Genomic DNA, 20,986 nt, shown 5'->3' with positions numbered 1-20,986 from the left:
GATTAAGGTATACTTATATTGTGAGTGACTTAGTCATCACTTATTTATCACTAAAATAAACCTATATAACAATGTCAATGCAGCATCATTTTATACCTGACTCATGCCGGAAAGTATCACCTCCCAATAAGTCAGACCGGCAAACAGGACACAGATGAACTGATATAAAGACAATATTTATTTCAGGATAAATAAACTTATTAAATCGGGTATAAAGATATGTATCTTTTGCCAAATATAATAACTTATAACCATTTCAATCGTTATTTTTAATCAGATTAATATCTGATGATAAATGGTGCATATTAGTTTTATTTAGCCACCCGAATACTACCGATATTAATTCAAACAAGGTTTTTTAATGAAAACGTTTTTAACAGGCAAAACTGTATTATCTATTTTATTAGCAGGTTCAGTAATGAGTGCATCCGCTGTTGAACAGGATGGCACAATCTCATTCAGAGGTTTTATTTATAACGCAACCTGTTCAATCGATATTAATAATTCCAATTCGCCAAATGCGGATGTTGAGATGGGACGTTATCCAACCAGCGCGTTCACCGGGTCAGGTGATGAAGTTGGCGGAGAAGGTAAAAATGGTTCACTGGATATTTCATTAATCGATTGCCCGGATCAGGGCACAGTGCAATTACAGCTGCATGGTACCAGAAAAGATGGTCACGAATCTGTTCTGGAATTAGATAATCCGAATGATGATAATACAGCTAAAAATATCGGTATTATTATTTATAACCGTGACAACATGGATGAGCCTATTACTATTGATGGCGAATCTGAAGAGTATGATGTTGTTTCCAGTACAGAGTGGCATGCAAGCTATGTCGCAAAATATACCAGTACTGCTGACGATGTTGAAGCCGGCCAGGCTGATGCAACATTAAATTATACGCTTTCCTATAATTAATATCAGTGCGCAGATTATTTAATCTGCGCCTTCATTTTATATGATTATTTAATCAGGCGACATTATGTTTACTAAAAAAATCACTATCTCTGTTTTAACATGCCTTTTATTCACGGTAAAAAGCTATGCAGGATTCGGTCTGGAAACTACCCGTCTGGTTTATCATGAAAAAAAATAACAGTGAAGGTGTCGTTGCCTTTAATACTGACAAAAACAGAAACTATCTGCTGCAATCCTGGGTTGAAGATAAAGCAGGGAAAGTCAGCCCTGACTTTGTTTCCACTCCTCCCTTATTAAAACTGCGGGCAGAACAAAAGAATACATTGCAGGTAACAAAAGTTGTCAATTTACCATCAGACAGAGAATCACTTTATTGGCTGAATGTTAAGTTTGTTGCCCCAAGCAGTGAAGGTAAGGAGAATGTTTTACGTTATTCCATGACAAACAGAATAAAGATAATTTACCGCCCTGAATCATTAGATAATAAAGACATTGAAACCTATGTTGATAAATTAACCTGGAGTGTATCCGGAAATACTCTCACAGTAAAAAACCCAACACCCTACTATGTTAATGTTTCAAAGTTAGTCATTAACAATCAGGAAATAAAATTATCTGATGGTTATCTGACCCCAAAATCCGAAGAAACACTGAAGTTATCCGGTACAACCAATGCACCCGCACATATCAGGCTGACATATATAAATGACTATGGCAAAGCAATTGAGAAAAACGTCTCTGTTAAATAAATCATGATGACTACTATGAAAAATACGTATAATAAAAACAACTTCATATTATTACCTGTAATATCATTTCTGCTTGCAGGGACATCCTGTTCAGTTATTGCCGGAGACTATTACCCACCTGGTTTATTCAGTATTGCCGGTGCTGAATCTCAGTTAACTAATGAAGAACTTGATGTTTTCAAAGAAAATGATGTAGCTCCGGGAAAATATAAAGTTAATCTATTTATTAACAATAGTAAAATATCTAATCAGGATATTGATTTCATTCTGATGAAAAACAGTTCCGGAAGTGAAAAGCTGGCGCCTTGCTTTTCAAAAGCAGACTGGGATAATTTTGGTATTGAGTTTCCTGTATTACCTGATGAAACTCAAAATACAGATAACTGCCTTAACATTAATAACATTGAATTTGTACAAGGCTATTTGGATCTCAATACTAAAGTTTATTCCCTGACAGTCCCTCAATCCTATATTAATAAAGACAAACTATCACTGATTGAAGAAAAAAAACTGGGATAATGGTATTCCTGTATTATTTGTTGATTACTTATTTTCTGCGTTCAACCGTCAACATAATGGCAACTCTGATGATAACTATTACGGTAACATCCGGACCCGTGTAAATATGGGAGCATGGCGCTACAAGAATTACTCAACCTGGATGAATGATACCAATGGAAAGAAGAAATGGAACAATATCAGCAATACCCTTTCACGAAATATTAATAAAATTAAAAGTGAATTTACTATCGGGGATTTATACTCCTCATCACAGTTGTTTGACTCCGTTAAATACCGCGGTGTTCGTCTGACAACAGACAGAACAATGGAACCAACAAATAAAACAAATTATGTTCCTACTATTTCCGGCTTAGCTAACTCAGAAGCTACGGTCACTATTGTTCAAAATGGTGAAACAATCCTCAGACAAAGTGTGCCCGCAGGACCCTTTAATCTGACCAACTACTTCCCGATGAGCAATGGCGGGAATCTCTACGTTAATGTTACAGAAACAGACGGTAGTGAAAAGAATTTCATCGTGCCTTTTTCGTCAATCTCAACCCTGGAAAGGAAAGGAAATATACGCTACAGCCTGTCCAGCGGAAAATATGACAGCCGCAATGATGGTGATGGGAAATACATCAATCAGGCAGAGGTTTTTTATGGTTTTACCGATTTTATTACACTTTACGGTGGTGCATTTGTTGCCCCGCGTTACCAATCCGGCGGGATAGGAGCAGCATTTAATTTAGGTGTTTTTGGTGCTATAACGACCGATATATTACATGCAAAAACAACCATGACGGATGATAAAAAATTCAGTGGTAATGCATTCCGTGTTAACTACTCAAAACGTCTCGAGGCAACGAATACCAGCCTATCATTGGTTGGCTACCGGCATTTTGATACTAATTTCTATCGTTTTGATGATGCAATGGCATATCAGGATAATAACAACAGCCATAATAAACTAAAGAATGAATATACACTATCACTGAACCAACCAATATTATCCGGAAATTCATCGTTAAATATTTCCTCTGTCATCTATGAATATACAAACGGGAAAAAACAAAAATCGTACAATGCCGGATTTAACAGCTCATTTAATAAAATAAACTATGGTATTTATTATAACTATTATCAGGGTGGGAAATCTCACGATAATAATAAAAATACCTATAACATCAGTATGAACCTCAGCGTTCCGTTAAGTATTAATGATTACCCTGTCTGGGCAAATTACAGCGCATCTGTCGATAATGATCGACAGTCATTACAAACGGCCGGGATAAGCGGTAATTATGGTGATAAACAGCAAGGCAGCTGGGATATTTATCAAAGTCATGGCAATAAGGGTGTCGATTACTCAGGCGGATTAAGCAGTTCATATCGTTCACAATATTCAACTGTTCATGCCGGTTATTCATACAGTAAAGATAATAAAAATCTCAGTTATGGCATGAACGGCTCACTGGTTGCCACACAGTATGGTGTTCTGGCAACACCTGCATTGCAGGAAACTAATGCACTGGTACTGACAAAAGATGCCGCAGGTATCGGTGTGGTTAATGGCCATTCACTGAAAACAAATAACTCAGGTCTGGCAATTGTCTCCGGTATGACGCCTTACCGGAAAAATAATATTACGATAGATACGCAGACACTACCGGGTAATGTTGAGATTGAAAATAATATTATTAATAATATTGTCCCGACAAAAGGCGCATTAATTCTTGCAAACTTTGATGCAAAGAAGGGATATAAATTATTAATAAAACTTACATCGAAAGACAATACTGAAATACCACTGGGCGCAAAAGCCAGCATGGAAGGATCACCTGACTATCTTGTATCTAATTTCAGCTCACTTTACTTTGTTGCCAATAAAGAAAAAGGCGATATTTTTGTTGAGTGGAAATATAACGGTGTCACACAGCACTGCCGGGTGAATTACAATATTAACAATACTATTCCGACAAATGGTCTTTATATTATGACCTCGGATTGTCAGCAGGAGGTATTATGAGCCACTATCATATAATGAAAAAAACCAAACATCTGGCACTGACCTTACTGGTTACACTGGTCGGGCTGGGTACGATGAATAATGCCTATGCACTGCAGGATTGTGTTGAAAAAGGCAATCAACGGCACTCAACAATGACCTCACAAATATCACTCAAGCTGACCGGGAGCATAAAACAGCACCAGGAAGTCGGCCAGTTCAGCTTTGTTCGTGAGGGCGGCGTCGGCGGTGTTGCTGAATGTGGTCCGGATGCCGGTGTTCACGGCTATACCAGTTACAGCGAAGGAAGTGGTATTTCTGCTAAATATTATGGCGATATTGATGGTCGTCCTGCCTACCATATTTATCCGGGCGGGGATCGTAATTTTGTTTATGTTTTACTCGACAGCAGCACAGGGGTCCCTTTTCAGAACCACCCGGGTGCTGATGTTCCTGTTCCGGAAGGTAGCCTGCTACCGCTTGATTTAACGGTTATTATCTATGCCGCAAAAGATAATCCGGATACCCTCAATCTTTCAGGCGGTGCTTATATCGGTACCGTTTTAATTCAGGCCTTTAATTCCGGAGGAGGCACGACATCTGTCGGGTATAGTTACCAGTTGAAAGGTAAAATTGAAAACGCACCTGTCTCATGTGACCTGGAAAATTCAAATTTAGAATTTACATTACCACGGGCACCAACCAGTGCATTCTCTTCTGTTGGTTTTCCTGACGGAACATATACTGCAGAAGATGAATTATTCATTTCATGTAACGACAATGTTTCGGCAAATATGAAATTAATTGCGACTGATACTGAAAGTTATGATGGCAAAGACTCTGTTATTAAAATTGATAATGAAGGTCAGGGTAATAATGCAGCCGGAATTGGCTTTACCATAAAATCGCCGATGAACAATGACGAGATGCTGGTTAATCAGGAATTTATTAAAATTGCTGATCTTCAGGAAGGAAGAACCAGGGTTCCTCTGATCGCTGAATATTATCGCTATGGTGATTCAATAAAAGCAGGGAAAGCAGAAGCAACGGCACAGTTCGTTTTGCAATTCGACTAATCACTGCGCACTGAATAATCTCTCATTATCAATTAAATCATATCTGTACCCAACGTCATTCAAGATGCAGGAAGGCTTCGTTTAACCAACGCACCTGCAGTTTGAATGAATAAGGGTATGTACCCAACGTCATTCCAAGATGCAGGAAGGCGGCAAGGGAGGACAGACGGGGAGCATACATTAGTATGTGACCAGGCTGGATGAGTGCAGCCAACGCACCTGCAGTTTGAATGAATAAGGGTATATTCAGGCATTACAGTGCCATGGTAACAGATGAGAGATTATACAACGGAGTGCCCAGCAGATAGTGGTCATATACAGTCAGACCCGGTGTTTTATCTTTTTCCATAGCATAATATTCAACCGGTAAAATAAATGACAGCAACAGTAATGAAATCCCGGCATTACGAATAACGCGGCGGGGTAATACGCTACTCAACAGATGAACAACCCCGAAATAAGCCACTGAAACAAGAATAAAGAATCCTGTAATACCCATATTTTCAGCCAGCACATCTGCGGCAGACAATGTATGTCTCTGATGGAGGAGAGCCGGAAGATCAGCTATATATTGTGCTCCCGCCTCCCGGCGGAAAAAAGCAGATGCCGATAAATTCAATCCCCACAATAATGTCAGTACGCCGACAAGCACTTTTCCCCAGCGGTAGCGGTAAAGGTACATATTTGCCAACAGTAACAATGCGCCCATTACCGCAATTTTAACATTGTACTCTGCGCCCAGCCCGCCGGTTAATACTGCGGGTGCCAGTGCAATAATCACAATCAGTAAAACAGAAAAAAAACAGATGCATAAATTAACTTTTAAGTAACATAAATAAGCGGAACGCAGTTAATCATTAACAACCGGATAAAACAAGTAAAAGGAGGAAAGAAAAATGCGATCCCCTGAGCGGAAACCGCACTCTATAATACTCTAAATAATTCCGGATACCTGTAGGCGACAAACTCAGACAGGCATCCTGAAGTATGACGGGTATAGTTTATCAGTGTGACTTACCCTGCTCGATACCAAGACCAATTTGTGAGCGGATAAACTGCGCTTCAAAGCGGCTTCGCTCTCCCTGCGCCTGTAATGAATTATCAGTTACAGAAACCAGCCAGGATACAAAAAAGGCAACCGTCATAGAAAAAAGAGCCGGATATTCATACGGATAAATAGCTTTTTCATGCCCCAGAATACCAACCCAGATTGTCGGTCCCAGGATCATCAGAATCACTGCCGTTAATAATCCCAGCCAGCCTCCTGCCAGTGCGCCACGGGTTGTCAGGCGTTTCCAGTACATGGACAACAGGATGATCGGGAAGTTACAGCTTGCGGCAATCGAGAAAGCCAGTCCCACCATAAAGGCAATATTCTGTTTTTCAAACAAAATACCCAGTCCGATAGCCACTATTCCCAGGATAACCACCGTGATTTTTGAGACTTTCAGTTCATCCCGTTCATTCGCTTTACCATCTTTGATAGCACAGGCATACAGGTCATGAGAAACCGCAGAAGCGCCCGCCAGTGTCAGCCCGGCGACCACTGCCAGTATCGTGGCAAACGCAACGGCTGAAATAAAGCCGAGGAACAGGTTTCCGCCGACGGCATCCGCCAGATGCACTGCCGCCATATTTGTTCCGCCAATCAGCGCACCGGCAGCATCTTTAAATGCAGGGTTCGGGCTGACCAGCAAAATAGCTCCGAAGCCGATAATAAAGGTCAGAATATAGAAATAGCCAATAAACCCGGTGGCGTAAAACACACTTTTACGCGCCTCTTTGGCATCACTGACTGTAAAAAATCGCATGATAATATGCGGCAGTCCGGCGGTTCCGAACATCAGAGCCAGCCCCAGAGAAAGCGCAGAGATGGGATCAGAAACCAATCCGCCCGGGCTCATAATCGCCAGCCCGTTCTTATGTACCGCCACGGCATCTTTAAACAAGGTGTTAAAATTGAAATCAACTGCTTTCATCACCATCAGTGCCATAAAACTGGCACCGGCAAGCAGCAGAACCGCTTTGATAATTTGTACCCATGTCGTTGCCAGCATGCCGCCGAACAGGACATAAAACACCATCAGTATCCCGACGAGAACAACCGCAATGATGTAATCCAGCCCGAACAGCAGCTCAATCAATTTACCCGCGCCCACCATCTGCGCAATCAGATAAAGCGCTACCACCACCAGTGATCCGCTGGCAGACAACACCCGGATAGGGCGTGCTTTCAGCCGGTAAGACACCACATCCGCAAAGGTATACCGCCCGAGGTTACGCAGCCGCTCGGCAATCAGGAACAGGATAATCGGCCAGCCTATCAGAAAGCCGATCGAGTAAATCAATCCGTCATAGCCGGAGGTATACACCAGCGCAGAAATTCCGAGGAAAGAGGCCGCAGACATAAAGTCCCCGGCGATAGCCAGCGCATTCTGAAACCCGGTAATTTTCCCGCCTGCGGTGTAATAATCAGCACGCGATCGGGTGCGTTTTGATGCCCAGTAAGTGATGTAGAGTGTCAGACCGACAAACGCCACAAACATCATAATTGCCTGATAGTTAACAGGCTGGCGTTCAACCGGCCCGCTTATCGCATCGGCATAACTGAGAAACGGAAGCGAAGCCAGCAGAGCAGAGATGCGCTTGATCATGACTTCACCTCATTTAAAATTTCGGCTGTCAGGCGATCAAATTCACCATTTGCCCGGACCGTATAAATTCCTGTCAGAACAAAGGCGCTGATAATCAGCCCGACCCCGACAGGTATTCCGCGTGTGATAGTCGAACCTTCACTGATTGGTGTACCCAGCCATTGCGGATCAAAAGCAATCAGAATAATAAAACTGACATACAGTACGAGAGTAATGATGGACAGCGTCCATGAGAAACGACTGCGCTTTCTGATCAGTTCCTGAAAGCGAGGGTTATTCTCCACCTGTTGATAAATGGATTCACTCATTGAGGATACTCCTCTTTATTGTTATCAGAATTGCGTCAGTGCCGTATTAAACAGCACTGACCAAGGTTGGGTATAGTACTAGCTCATTTTGATGGCCTGCTTTTCTTCGAGCAGTTTTTCGACCACGCCCGGGTCGGCGAGGGTTGATACATCGCCTAAGTTACCGGTGTCCCCGGTGGCGATTTTACGAAGGATACGGCGCATGATTTTACCGGAGCGCGTTTTAGGCAGAGAGTCTGTCCAGTGGAGGATATCCGGCGTGGCAATCGGACCGATTTCTTTACGCACCCAGTTGCGTACCTCAGCGTACAGCTCCGGAGTCGGCTCCTCGCCGTGATTGAGTGTGACATAGGCATAAATTGCCTGCCCTTTGATATTGTGCGGAACGCCGACAACAGCGGCCTCGGCAATTTTCGGGTGTGAAACCAGAGCCGATTCCACTTCTGCGGTTCCCAGACGGTGACCGGAGATATTCAGCACATCATCGACACGCCCGGTTATCCAGTAATAACCGTCTTCATCACGGCGCGTACCGTCACCGGCAAAATACATCCCCTTAAACGCAGAGAAATAAGTTTGCTCGAACCGTTCGTGATCACCAAACAGTGTCCGCGCCTGACCCGGCCAGGAATCAAGAATAACCAGGTTTCCTTCCGTTTCACCCGTGAGAATGTCGCCCTGGTTATCCACCAGCGCGGGCTGAACACCAAAGAACGGCACTGTTGCCGAACCGGGTTTGAGTTCAATTGCTCCGGGCATTGCGCCTATCATGCAGGCACCGGTTTCAGTCTGCCACCAGGTATCGACTATCGGGCAGCGGCTGTCACCGATAGTTTTGTAATACCATTCCCAGGCTTCCGGGTTAATCGGCTCGCCCACAGAGCCCATAATGCGCAGTGACTTGCGGGATGTACCTTCAATGGCTTTAACACCCTCCGCCATCAGGGCGCGGATAGCAGTCGGGGCGGTATACAGAATATTAACCTGATGTTTATCAACAATCTGGCACATCCGGTTCACTTTCGGGTAGTTCGGCACCCCTTCAAACATCAGGGTGATAGCCCCGTTGGAGAGCGGTCCGTAAACCAGATAAGTATGTCCGGTAACCCAGCCCACATCGGCGGTACACCAGAAGACTTCATCACCATGATAATCAAAGATATATTTAAATGTCAGTGTCGCATAAACCAGATAACCGCCCGTGGTATGTAATACCCCTTTCGGCTTGCCGGTAGACCCTGAGGTATAAAGGATAAACAGCGGATCTTCTGCATTCATCTCTTGTGGCGGGCACTCTGCACTGACGCCGTCAATCGCCTCGTGCCACCAGATATCGCGACCTTTTTTCCATTCCACCGGGTTACCGGTACGACGGAAAACAATGACATTGCCGACCGTTGTCACGCCCGGGTTTTTCAGCCCGTCGTCAACATTTTGTTTAAGCGGTATTGTCCGCCCGGCACGCAGACCTTCGTCAGCGGTGATCACCATTTTTGCCCCGGAATCAATCACCCGTCCGGAAACCGCTTCCGGTGAAAATCCGGCAAAAATAACCGAGTGAACTGCGCCAATACGCGCGCAGGCAAGCATCGCAACAGCGGCTTCCGGCACCATCGGCATATAAATCGCGACCACATCGCCTTTGCCAATTCCGTTTTGTTTCAGCACGTTGGCAAACTGACAGACATCATGGTGTAACTCGCGGTATGTGATGTAACGGGATTCATCCGGGTTGTCTCCTTCCCAGATAATCGCCGTTTTATCTCCCCGCTCCGCCAGATGGCGATCAAGGCAGTTGACACTCAGATTCAGTGTGCCGTCTTCAAACCATTTAATACTCACATGTCCGGGATCAAAGGAGGTATTTTTAACCCGGGTATAGGGTTTTATCCAGTCAACAACCTGTCCCTTTTCACGCCAGAAGCCGTCAGGATCCTGAACCGATCGCTGATACTCTGCCAGATACTGCTGATGATTGATGAGCGCATTTTTTTTCAATTTCTTCGGGTACAGGATATTTCATTATTTTTGTCATGGTGAGTCTCCTCTCAATTGTTAATGCTATGTCAAAATCACGTTAAATAAAGTTACCTGTTCACTTTTGTTTCTTTTTTGCGCGAAAGATCACGAATTAAACGGACTGAGACTTGCAGCGTTATCATTTGATGCGGAAACCAGTACCGGTACAAAATGTCAGATAGCAACACAGACATAGTTTTTAACATTATAATGTTGAAATTTATCAACATGTTTAACTAATATACGACAGTAAACTAACGAATTAAAAGAGTCCGCACAGATCGCGAGGGTTTGATAATCATTTTCATTATCATCTGATCCATTATACTGTTTAGCTTGTTCACACATGATGTGAGCGGTTCGGTCAATTACTGGAGTTATAATTATGAGCTATGTATTACCTGCATTACCGTATGCTTACGACGCGTTAGAGCCTCATTTCGATAAGATGACAATGGAAATTCACCATACCAAACATCATCAGACGTATGTGAATAACACCAATACCGCACTCGAAGCATTCCCTGACATGACCGGTCTTGATATCGATGACCTGATCACCCAACTCGACAAATTCCCTGCGGATAAGCGCACCTTTATCCGTAATAACGCCGGTGGTCATTCAAACCACAGCATGTTCTGGAAAGGTCTGAAAACCGGCACAATGCTACAAGGCGACCTGAAAGCCGCCATTGAACGCGATTTCGGCAGTATCGACGCGTTTCAGGCTGAGTTTGAAAAAGCAGCCGCAACCCGTTTCGGCTCCGGCTGGGCATGGCTGGTACTGAAAGACGGCAAACTGGCTGTGGTATCCACTGCAAACCAGGACAACCCGCTGATGGGTGAAGCGATTTCCGGTACATCCGGTTATCCGATTGTAGGTCTGGATGTGTGGGAGCACGCTTACTATCTGAAATTCCAGAACCGCCGTCCTGACTACATTAAAGCCTTCTGGTCTGTGGTTAACTGGGACGAAGCAGCAGCGCGTTTTGCCTCTGCAAAATAAGATTTGCTGATTATTTTATTTCTGTGTGCCGGCGTCCGCCGGCACATATTTTTCTTCCCCGCTTTCGATTATGATAACTGCCTTACTGAATACGGAGGCGGCATGGCATATACACCTTTAGTTTTTACCGGCGCTATCAGAGAAACAGCCCGTTGCGGGCTCAGCGCCATCGAAAAACGTCAGACAGACGGTATTATTGCACTGGACTCAACCGGGCTTGCCGGTGATGAACAGGCAGAAAAAGCCTTTCACGGCGGACCTGATCGTGCATTGTGCCAATATCCGCGTGAGCATTACGACTACTGGAAAATGATGTATCCGGAGATTGAAGAGCGCTTTGCCGCGCCCTTTTTCGGTGAAAATATATCCACGGTGGGTATGACTGAAGAAACCGTATTCATTGGTGATATTTATCAGTGGGGCAGCGCCTTTATTCAGGTCACACAACCGCGTTCGCCGTGCTACAAACTGAATCCGCTGACAGATGTGGCTGATTTTGCACAGGTCATGCAGGATACCGGTCGCACCGGCTGGCTGTACCGCGTTATCGGAAAAGGGGATGTGAGCAGTCAGAAGCCGCTGAGCCTGCTGACCCGCACCAGTGCCGTTTCTGTCAGAGAGGCGGTTGCTATCGCATTTCATCTGCCGTTTGATGAAACAGAATACCGCCATCTGCTGCATGCGCCCGGTTTATCCGCCAGTTGGACACTGACAATGCAGCGCCGCCTGGCGACCGGGAAAATTGAAGATTTTAACCGCCGGTTATTTGGTTTCGCCGGACCGTTTGGCTGAGAAAGCGCGACTGTTGCCGATCAATTTTCACTATTTTCTGTCTGCCCGGTACAAAAACGGGCAAACCAGTCAGATTGTGCCGCCACATCTGCCGGTAACCCCTGCGCACAAATCTGCCCTTCAGCCATCACAATGAGATGGTCAGCACGGCGCGCCAGCTCCGAACTGTGGGTGACAATAATCCGCGTCCCCGGCCATTCCGCCAGTGTATCAATCACACGTTTACGGCTTAATACATCCAGGCTTGCTGTCGGTTCATCCAGCAGCAGCACGGACGGCTTCGCCAGTAAGGCTCTTGCCAGACACAGGCGCTGCTTCTGCCCGCCGGCGAAACAATCTCCCTGCTCCCCGGTATCCTCATCCAGCTGAGCGGCTGTGACAGTCAGACCGAGTGAGTGCAGTTGCGCAATCACCGCCTCATCATCCGGCTGTGTCGCGCCCTGAAGCAGGGACCAGCGCAGTGTGCCGCGCAACAGGTGCGACGATTGAGTGACTAACTGGCGCACCGATGCCAGCACAGTTTCAGACAGCATGGTCACCGGCATATCGCCGTAACTCACCACACCACTTTGCGGATCAGCGGTTCGTGCCAGCAGATGCAGTAGTGTAGTTTTTCCGGCACCCGATGATCCGGTAATAACCGTCAGCCGGTTTTCCGGACAGGCAAAAGAGACATCATGCAGCAGCGGCTTTCCTTCATCTGATACCAGATTCAGATTATCTGCCGTAATGATCAGTGTAGAGGGACTCCGGCTCTGTGCCGGGGAGTGGCGGGTTTTCCCGGTGAGTTCCCGGTTGATCGCATTCAGGGCCGTTCCCGCCTGGCGCAATGCCTGGTCAATATGGGAAAGCTGATGCAGCGGCTCAATAAACCGGGCAATTAAGATCATCACCGCCAGCCAGCCATTCAGTGCCACCGTACCGCCGGAAACCTGTAACGCCCCCCACACCAAAACCACAATAAACAGCAGTTGGATCAACAGGCTGAACAGCAGATGGTACGGCAGACTGCGACGTAAAACCTGTACCTGTGATTGTTGTTGCGCATACAGAGTTTGTTCAAGCTGCTGCGCGGCATCACTCATCTGCCCGCTTTTGCGCAATAACGCCTGATGGCGCGCAAAATCACCCAGTGCCTGCGCAGCATCTGCCCGCGCACTGATAAGCTGCGTTTCAGCCCGGTTCAGGCGCACTGCACTCAAACGCAATGCCGCTATGAGGATAAATGCCGTTGCGGCAAACAGTGCCGCCAGACCCGGATGGTAAAACAGTAAGCCAATGATAATTGTCAGCGGCATCACGATAGTACCGACCAGAGGCGCAAGCAGATGCGCAGGAATGCCCATCGCCTGCATAACCGCGCCTGATAACAGCCCTTGTGCATGATTATCGCGTGATAAACGACGGGGGATATGACTGACCAGCGCTTTCGTCAGCCGGTGCATCAGATTGCTTCCGGCAAAAAATCCGCGTTGCAGGGCAATATATTGCACCAGCAGAGTGATCACCGTCGCAATCCCCAGTTGCCACAGTGCCGGTGTCGGATCATGCTGCCAGGTCAGGATCACCGGGATCAGCAATAATCCGCAGATCCCGTCCAGTACTGCACTCAGTATCATCAGCAGCACAGTGCCTTTCATGGAAAAAATAAGATTTATCAGCGGATTGGTCTTAAGCAGATTAGCTTTCATGAGAAACCTCCTGCTGCCGCGCAAAGTGCCGGTAAGACGGGCATTGCGCCAGCAGCTCATCATGTGTGCCGGTTGCCGCAACAGTACCCTTCACCATAAATACCAGCCGATCAGCGCAGCGCGCCAGCGCAAGATCATGAGTGACAATCACCCGGGTTCCTGTACCACCGGTCAGTGCGGCAAAAATATGCGCGGCATTATCCGGGTCCAGCGCCGATGTCGGTTCATCTGCCAGCAGCAGCGGGCTTTGCGCAATCAGCGCCCGCGCAATTGCCAGCCGCTGAGCTTCGCCGCCGGAAAGGTGAACATCCGTGCCTGTCACTGCATCCATTCCTTTTTCCTGCATGGCAATCACACTGTCAAAGCGGGCAGCCGCCAGCGCTTGCTGTATCTGCCCCGGGGATGCCTGCGGGTTAAACAGCATCAGGTTATCGCGCAGTGTGCCGGGCAGCGGCTCACTGTTTTGCATCACAACCGTCACCAGCTGATTCAATCCGTGCCGCGACCAGGCAGACAACGGCTGTCCCGCCAGGGTGATCATGCCGCCTGACGGATCCATAAACCGCGCAATCAGGCGCAGCAGAGAACTTTTCCCGGCGCCGGACGGGCCAACAATGGCAATGCATTCGCCCGCCGCAACCGTCAGACTGACATTTTTCAGGATCGACACACTGTTTTCTTCCCGGTCCGGGTACAGAGTTACGCTCTGTACTGTCAGCGGGACGGATTCCGGCAAAGGTGTGCTGTCGTCATATTGTCTCTCTCCGTACTGCATCTGCGGGTGCGCCAGTAACTGACGGATACGCGCTGACGCAGCCACCGCCGCCTGTAATGCATCGGCTCCGTGTCCCATGGCGGTTACCGGTTCGGCAATATTGCGCAGCAACAAAATAAACAGCACCAGATCAGCCGGGGACAGTGTTTGCCCGGTCAGTACAGTGCAAAGCAGCAGCCAGCCGGTCAGTAACACAGAGCTGAGAAACACCTGCGCCATCGCACCGGGACGCCCGATTTTGGTGACCCAATGATGAAAAACTGAGGTGAAATGCAGCAACGCCAGTTCTGTTTTGCGCAAAATTCCGCGTCCGGGAAATTGCTGCGCAACGAGCGGATTTTCGGCAAGGGTGCGGTAATCTTCAAATAAGGTGCGCAATGTACTATCGCGCTCTGAAAAAATGTCACGGTAGCGGTCTGAGCGCATCAGCCGGAAACACAAAAACGCACCGACGGGCGGCAGAAGTGATAAGACCAGAAGAAGAGGGTTGATCATCAGCAACAGCAATGCCGCCAGTAACGGAACCAGGATCAGGCGGACAAGATCAGCGGGCGCATGTGCCACCAACTGATGTAATGCATTGATATCCTGCTGAACATAGTGCTCCACGCCAGCGCGACCCTGCTGCACAAACCAGTTCAGCGGCAGACTGCGCATCTTGTCTGAGAGTTGCAGGCGAAGACCGTGACTGCACCGGGCATCCATAACATGGGTGATATGAAACGCCAGTGTCTGAGCTGCCAGCCAGACAATACCCCCCACAGCAGCAACTGCCAGCCAGCCGTTATAACTGTCCGGATAGAAGCTGACCCACTGATGAAGTGCCAACCAGGGAAGTAATGATGCGATACCGGCAATACCCTGAAAGATAAGCGCCGTAATAAGTAAAGAGTGAAAAGGACGCAACAGCGCCCGCAGATCCTGATACATAATGTTCTCCGCAGTTCTCTGCGGAGAGTATCGGAGTGCCGGTTATATCACCAGAGGAAATCCTTTCGTCTGCGCGGCTATTTCTTTCGGTTTACGGACAGCTTCAGCAATTGAAACGGCATTTGCGCAAGTCACTCAGGGGAGAGTTGTAAGAGTGTGTAATACCGTGTGTCCCCGCTTTAAACCGGCTCTGTAATGTGTAATTATCTCTGCCCGCCGCAATAATTACAGCGGGTGAATCAATCGTCTTAAACAGGAGGCAAGGATGAAATACCTGATAATACTGCTGGCGCTCTCTGCAATGACAGGCACGGTATCTGCCGCAGAAAAGCAGCAGGAAGATCCACTTGAAGTGTATATGGATAATGCAGAGACCTGCATACATTTCGCCGGTGAATGGGACAATACCCTGCCGGAGGATCATAAAAAAAGAGATCCGCAAAGCAATGGATGAAACCTGTCCGGCAGCTAAAAAAGACCAGGCAATGTTGCGGGAACAGTACCGGAACGACCCGGAAATGCTGGCAAAAATTAACGAATTTGACCTCGGGCAGTGATCCGGTCAGATAAAAAAGAAAACCCTTCGGATTCGCATCAGAAGGGTTTTTTTATACGTACGGTAATTTATTCAGGCAAAAATCGTTTTTTCTGCCGGTATTATCAGGCGGGTTTCCTGCCAGGCATTCAGTGTCAGCGCAGTCAGGGCAGATAACCCCTCATAGTACGGACTTGCGCAGGTTTCCTGCATTTTTGCCAGATAGTAACGCGCCCAGGGCAGAAGGTGCTCTGCCAGAAGTGCGTTTACGGCATCCGGATTATTTTCCGCCGTCCACGCCACCATCATCAGTAACAAACCTATGTGATCTTCCGGCTCGTTCTGCGTCAGAGCAATATCCACATTGTGATCGCGCATCCACTGACGGAGTGCCACGGTCGATTCACCAAACAATACCTGTTCTTTATCCAGCCAGACAGAGCCCCAGGGTGATGCCGGTAATGCCTGCGGACCAATAAATAAACGCTGATAAGCCTGCGCATGCGTTTCATCACCTGCGGTTACGGCATGCAGTTTTTCTGCCGCCGCCTGCTTTTGTGCATCAGTGCCGTACGGCCATTCCGCCACCCAGTCACCGGAGGAAAGCAGCGCCGTTATCTGCCCGGTTTCTTCCGGCGGATAATAAAATGCCGCGCCGAGAATACGGGCGGTTAATGCGATATCACTGACTGCTTGCTGACTCATAACACACTCTGTTATCAGAATAGAACGATTGGCGTATCCTGCCACGGTTTACGACCGGGTAACAGTAACAGGATACGCATTCACTGTATCAGGCGAGATAAGCCATCCCGACAGTCATGTGCAGACCATAAAAAATACCGCGCCCGATGATTTCACCGCCCAGCACCAGCACAAAACCGGCAAGCATCATGATAACCGGCGGATTAGCGCGTCTGACCAGCGGCAGAACCCAGCATGCCAGACCCAGCGCCAGTAAGACCATACGCCAGCCCATAAACATACCGAACTCCGGCACCAGCGCAGATGCATTCTGAACAGAACTGCGGATGCCGCCCAGATCAAAGCCCTGCGCCGTTACCGCAATCACACTCGCCACCAGCGCAATAATACTCACCACCGGCAACCAGCTGATGCAGCGCAGGTCAAACCCCGCCATGCGCAACAACAGAGCAGCAAGCAGCGGACCGCCCAGCAATGCCGTCAGTACAAAGTGGATAGTGGTGTAAGGTGTGTTCCAGGTCGGCACTGTGGCAATCTGATACACCTGCGGAATGGCGTAAATAAACACCACCGCCAGTATCATCACCACCACCAGCCAGAGCTTGCCGAGAGCAGCAGGCATCTTATTCAGCACCGCCAGCAGCCAGTAAAACCCGCCTGCCGCGAAAAAGACCGAACCTGCGGCAATTTCATTACTGAGCGATGAACTGCCCAGACGGTTAAAGGCATTAAATGCACGCATCGGCGTACCCATGTGCATCATGGAGAGCAGAAAACCAATCCCCATCAATACCCAGAGCCCGAACATACTGTAATGCACTTTCCGGTTCATCTCAGGGGTGAGCTTCCCGGACAGCAGCACTGCTGCCATGATGATAAACGCACCCGCCACACTCTGACCCAGAGTGGTAAAGAACATCAGCGGCCATTCATGAATTCCCGATCCCATGTTATACCTCCTCCGGGTTCGCCAGATGGCCTGTGGTATCCCCGACAGGACGGCTGTTGGCATTGAGTTTTAAAACAATATTCGGATGTGTGTATTCTGCTGACGGCAGCGGTGCGATTTCAGCCAGTGTGCCGTATTTGGCACGCAGTTCTTCAATCGGCGCCATATCCAGCGCGCGCAGCGGGCAGGATTCGACACAAATCGGCTTTTTCCCTTCTGCAACGCGCTCATAACAGCCGTCACATTTGGTCATGTGCCCTTTGACTTCATCAAACTGCGGCGCGCCATACGGGCATGCCATGTGGCAGTAACGACAGCCGATGCAAATATCTTCATTCACCACGACAAAGCCATCTTCGCGTTTGTGCATAGCACCGCTCGGGCAGACTTTGGCGCACGCCGGGTCATCACAGTGGTTACAGGAGATGGAGAGATAGTAAGCGAACACATTCTGATTGTAGACGCCATCCTGCTCAGTCCAGTCACCACCCGCATATTCATAAATGCGGCGGAAATTCACTTCCGGTGATAAGTTTTTAAAGTCCTTACAGGCCAGCTCGCAGGTTTTGCAGCCGGTGCAGCGACTTGAATCAATGTAGAAACCATATTGCGTTGACATAATTCGCTTCCTCAGGCCTTAACGACTTCAACAAGGTTGGAGTGGGACGGGTTCCCTTTCGCCAGCGGCGACGGGCGCTGAGTGGTTAACACGTTAATGCTGCCCGCGTGGTCGATACGATTACCATCCGGGCTGTACCATGCGCCTTCACCCAGTCCGACGACACCCGGCAGAATGCGCGGTGTGACTTTCACATTGACGCGGACTTCGCCACGGTCGTTAAAGATCCGCACCTTGTCACCCTGTGCAATTCCGCGTTTCGCGGCATCCGCCGGGTTTATCCACAATTCCTGCGGGCAGGCTGCCTGCAAGACATCCACATTGCCGTAAGTTGAGTGCGTGCGGGATTTGTAATGGAAACCGGTCATCTGTAACGGGTATTTTTCCATTAACGGATCACCACCGTGTTCAAACCCGGCGGCATATACCGGCAGCGGATGAATTTCATCACCTTCACTGAGTTCCCAGGTTTTCTGGATCTCAGCCAACTGAGATGAATAGATCTCGATTTTTCCCGATGGCGTGGTCAGCGGATTTGCCTGCGGATCTTCACGGAAAGCGCGGTACGCCACATGATGCCCCTGCGGATCGCGTTTTTTGAACATACCTTGTTTGCGGAACTCATCAAACTCCGGCAGTTCCGGCAATGCCGCTCTGGATTGCTCATAGAGATGGCGCAACCACTCTTCCTGAGTACGGTTTTCGGTGAATTCGTCACCGACACCCATACGTTTGGCTATTTCACTGGTCATGTCATAGATATTGCGGCTTTCAAAACGCGGTGCGATAGCCTGGTCTGCAAAAATCACATATCCCATGTTGCCCGCAGACGCATCCATACAAAAATCCATCTGCTCAGATGCAGTACAGTCCGGCAGGATAATATCGGCATATTTTGCAGAAGACGTCAGGTGATTGTCGATAACCACAATCATCTCGCACTTGGTGTCATCCTGAAGAATGTCATGAGTGCGGTTGATATCAGAATGCTGATTAACCAGACAGTTACCGGCATAGTTCCAGACCATTTTGATCGGCACATCCAGCTTGTCTTTGCCGCGTACACCATCGCGGGTCGCGGTCATTTCTTTGCCGCGCAGGATAGCGTCAGTCCACATAAACATGGAGATACTGGTTTCCACCGGATTGGTCAGTGTCGGCATACGGACAAACGGGATGGCATAAGAGCCTTCGCGCGCGCCGGTATTTCCGCCATTAATCCCCACATTGCCGGTCAGAATAGACAGCATTGAGATTGCCCGCGATGCAGTTTCGCCGTTTGAGCGGCGCTGCGGACCCCAGCCTTGTGTAATATAAGCCGGTTTTGCTGTTCCGATTTCACGCGCCAGTTTTACAATTCTGGCTGCCGGAATACCGGTGATTTTTGCTGCCCATTCAGGTGTTTTCGCCACACCGTCCGCACCCTGACCTAAAATGTAGGCTTTATAGTGCCCGTTTTCCGGCGCACCCGCAGGCATAGTGGTTTCGTCATAACCCACGCAATATTTATCGAGGAACGGTTTATCCACCAGATCTTCATTGATCATCACATAAGCGAGCGCACTGATCAGTGCCGCATCAGTTCCCGGACGGATCGGGATCCATTCGTCTTCACGACCGGCACCGGTATCAGTATAACGCGGGTCAATGATAATCATGCGGGCATTTGATTTTTCGCGTGCCTGCTCAACATAGTAGGTTACGCCGCCGCCGCTCATACGGGTTTCGCCCGGGTTGTTCCCGAACATCACCACCAGCTTGCTGTTTTCGATATCTGACGGGCTGTTACCATCTGCCCAACCGCCGTAGGTATAATTCAGACCCGCTGCTATCTGCGCGGTACTGTAGTCGCCATAATGGTTAAGATAACCGCCGCAACAGTTCATCAGACGGGCGATCAGAGTCGCTCCCGGCGGCCAGGATTTAGTCATGGTGCCGCCGAGTGTCCCGGTACCATAGTTCAGATAAATAGATTCATTGCCGTAATCACTGATCAAACGTTTCATGGTGCCGGCGATAGTATCAAACGCTTCTTCCCAGCTTATCCGTTCAAATTTATTTTCACCACGTTTACCCACGCGTTTCATCGGGTATTTCAGGCGATCGGGATTATAAACACGGCGGCGCATTGAGCGCCCGCGCAGACAGGCGCGAACCTGATGAAATTCTTCGTAATTATCATCGCCCGTATTATCGGTTTCGACATATCTGATTTCGCCGTCAGTCACATGCATACGCAGCGGACAACGGCTGCCGCAGTTGACTGTACAGGCACTCCAGACAATTTTTTCCTGTGGCGCTGCTGCTGGTGTGCTATCTGCCGCAGAGGCTGCATGACTGAAAGGAAGTGATAATCCACCGGCTGCGACGGCTAATCCGCCGGCAGCCCCGGTGGCTTTGACAAACCCCCGTCGTGTCAGCGGTGCAGTGAACAACGCCGTTTCTTTAATTTTCGTCATATACATTGCTCGCTTAATTAATTTTGTTATCGTCGTTATTGTTATCGTGGTTATTGCTATCAGATAAGAACAGATACACAGGCTGTCAGATTGCGATTAGTAAGCATTCGCAATAAATATAATTAATACAATAACCTAGAGTGATTGTACGGTTTTACGATTCAGCAAGATTGTTTTGCATCAAAAAAAGGGTCAATGAATACGTGATTATTGATCCCGTAAATAGCAGATATTCCGCTGTCATGGGAAGATACGGGGGTTGATCAGGATCAGGCACAATTGAGA

Annotated in this window: 18 protein-coding genes; 8 read left to right on the top strand and 10 right to left on the bottom strand. The window is 48.0% G+C overall.

The window, feature by feature from the left end:
* The first annotated feature begins 361 nt into the window (after positions 1–361).
* The 5 genes from AYY16_RS15385 (at position 362) to AYY16_RS15370 (ending at position 5,259) form a co-directional block, all read left to right on the top strand.
* Complete coding sequence (locus tag AYY16_RS15385) at positions 362–925, top strand: fimbrial protein (RefSeq protein WP_067368539.1); 564 nt, start codon at positions 362–364, stop codon at positions 923–925.
* A 164-nt stretch (positions 926–1,089) separates the two neighbouring features.
* A complete protein-coding gene (locus AYY16_RS15380; RefSeq protein WP_235846326.1) occupies positions 1,090–1,674 on the top strand; it encodes a fimbrial biogenesis chaperone in 585 nt (194 codons plus the stop codon).
* Between the two features lie 15 nt (positions 1,675–1,689).
* The gene (locus AYY16_RS21210; protein ID WP_235846325.1) at positions 1,690–2,193 is read left to right on the top strand and encodes a FimD/PapC N-terminal domain-containing protein; all 504 of its coding nucleotides are present in this window, start codon (positions 1,690–1,692) and stop codon (positions 2,191–2,193) included.
* 142 nt (positions 2,194–2,335) lie between these two features.
* The gene (locus tag AYY16_RS15375; RefSeq protein WP_235846324.1) at positions 2,336–4,204 is read left to right on the top strand and encodes a fimbria/pilus outer membrane usher protein; all 1,869 of its coding nucleotides are present in this window, start codon (positions 2,336–2,338) and stop codon (positions 4,202–4,204) included.
* Positions 4,201–5,259: a fimbrial protein gene (locus tag AYY16_RS15370; protein ID WP_067368537.1), complete on the top strand. Its 1,059-nt coding sequence runs from the start codon at positions 4,201–4,203 to the stop codon at positions 5,257–5,259. Before AYY16_RS15375 ends, AYY16_RS15370 begins: the two co-directional genes overlap by 4 nt.
* Positions 5,260–5,512: 253 nt before the next feature.
* Here the strand turns inward: AYY16_RS15370 and AYY16_RS15365 are convergent, their stop codons facing one another.
* The 4 genes from AYY16_RS15365 to acs all read right to left on the bottom strand — a co-directional run bounded on the left by AYY16_RS15365 (position 5,513) and on the right by acs (position 10,219).
* Entirely contained in the window at positions 5,513–6,040 is a 528-nt protein-coding gene (locus tag AYY16_RS15365; RefSeq protein WP_235846323.1) for a hypothetical protein, read from the bottom strand.
* Between the two features lie 223 nt (positions 6,041–6,263).
* Entirely contained in the window at positions 6,264–7,913 is a 1,650-nt protein-coding gene (locus AYY16_RS15360) for a cation acetate symporter (RefSeq protein ID WP_067368532.1), read from the bottom strand.
* Complete coding sequence (locus AYY16_RS15355) at positions 7,910–8,221, bottom strand: DUF485 domain-containing protein (protein ID WP_067368530.1); 312 nt, start codon at positions 8,219–8,221, stop codon at positions 7,910–7,912. Before AYY16_RS15355 ends, AYY16_RS15360 begins: the two co-directional genes overlap by 4 nt.
* A gap of 78 nt (positions 8,222–8,299) precedes the next feature.
* Positions 8,300–10,219 (bottom strand): acetate--CoA ligase, encoded by a 1,920-nt coding sequence (gene acs, locus AYY16_RS15350; RefSeq protein WP_412778970.1) that lies wholly within the window; start codon positions 10,217–10,219, stop codon positions 8,300–8,302.
* 406 nt (positions 10,220–10,625) lie between these two features.
* On the opposite strand from acs, the gene sodA reads away from it, so the two are divergent.
* Both sodA and yiiM read left to right on the top strand, forming a co-directional pair.
* Positions 10,626–11,246 carry a superoxide dismutase [Mn] gene (gene sodA / locus AYY16_RS15345; protein ID WP_067368528.1) on the top strand — a complete coding sequence of 207 codons (621 nt, stop codon included), beginning with the start codon at positions 10,626–10,628 and terminating at the stop codon, positions 11,244–11,246.
* A 102-nt stretch (positions 11,247–11,348) separates the two neighbouring features.
* Positions 11,349–12,038 (top strand): 6-hydroxyaminopurine reductase, encoded by a 690-nt coding sequence (gene yiiM / locus AYY16_RS15340; RefSeq protein WP_067368922.1) that lies wholly within the window; start codon positions 11,349–11,351, stop codon positions 12,036–12,038.
* 20 nt (positions 12,039–12,058) lie between these two features.
* Here the strand turns inward: yiiM and AYY16_RS15335 are convergent, their stop codons facing one another.
* Positions 12,059–13,729: an ATP-binding cassette domain-containing protein gene (locus AYY16_RS15335; protein ID WP_162271066.1), complete on the bottom strand. Its 1,671-nt coding sequence runs from the start codon at positions 13,727–13,729 to the stop codon at positions 12,059–12,061.
* Entirely contained in the window at positions 13,719–15,434 is a 1,716-nt protein-coding gene (locus AYY16_RS15330) for an ABC transporter ATP-binding protein (protein WP_067368524.1), read from the bottom strand. The genes AYY16_RS15335 and AYY16_RS15330 overlap by 11 nt, the downstream gene beginning before the upstream one ends.
* A gap of 265 nt (positions 15,435–15,699) precedes the next feature.
* Between AYY16_RS15330 and AYY16_RS21205 the strand changes: the two genes are divergently transcribed.
* The gene (locus tag AYY16_RS21205) at positions 15,700–15,888 is read left to right on the top strand and encodes a hypothetical protein (RefSeq protein WP_235846322.1); all 189 of its coding nucleotides are present in this window, start codon (positions 15,700–15,702) and stop codon (positions 15,886–15,888) included.
* A 174-nt stretch (positions 15,889–16,062) separates the two neighbouring features.
* Here the strand turns inward: AYY16_RS21205 and dmsD are convergent, their stop codons facing one another.
* The 4 genes from dmsD to dmsA form a co-directional block, all read right to left on the bottom strand.
* Positions 16,063–16,674 carry a Tat proofreading chaperone DmsD gene (gene dmsD, locus AYY16_RS15320; RefSeq protein ID WP_067368517.1) on the bottom strand — a complete coding sequence of 204 codons (612 nt, stop codon included), beginning with the start codon at positions 16,672–16,674 and terminating at the stop codon, positions 16,063–16,065.
* An 88-nt stretch (positions 16,675–16,762) separates the two neighbouring features.
* Entirely contained in the window at positions 16,763–17,623 is an 861-nt protein-coding gene (locus AYY16_RS15315; protein WP_067368513.1) for a DmsC/YnfH family molybdoenzyme membrane anchor subunit, read from the bottom strand.
* Position 17,624: 1 nt separating this feature from the next.
* The gene (locus AYY16_RS15310) at positions 17,625–18,242 is read right to left on the bottom strand and encodes a DMSO/selenate family reductase complex B subunit (RefSeq protein ID WP_067368512.1); all 618 of its coding nucleotides are present in this window, start codon (positions 18,240–18,242) and stop codon (positions 17,625–17,627) included.
* An 11-nt stretch (positions 18,243–18,253) separates the two neighbouring features.
* Complete coding sequence (dmsA, locus tag AYY16_RS15305; RefSeq protein ID WP_067368506.1) at positions 18,254–20,701, bottom strand: dimethylsulfoxide reductase subunit A; 2,448 nt, start codon at positions 20,699–20,701, stop codon at positions 18,254–18,256.
* Positions 20,702–20,986: the final 285 nt, after the last annotated feature.

Origin of the sequence: Morganella psychrotolerans (genome assembly GCF_001676155.1) — a bacterium.
Classification (GTDB): domain Bacteria; phylum Pseudomonadota; class Gammaproteobacteria; order Enterobacterales; family Enterobacteriaceae; genus Morganella; species Morganella psychrotolerans.
This window is presented reverse-complemented; position numbering and strand designations above follow the sequence as displayed.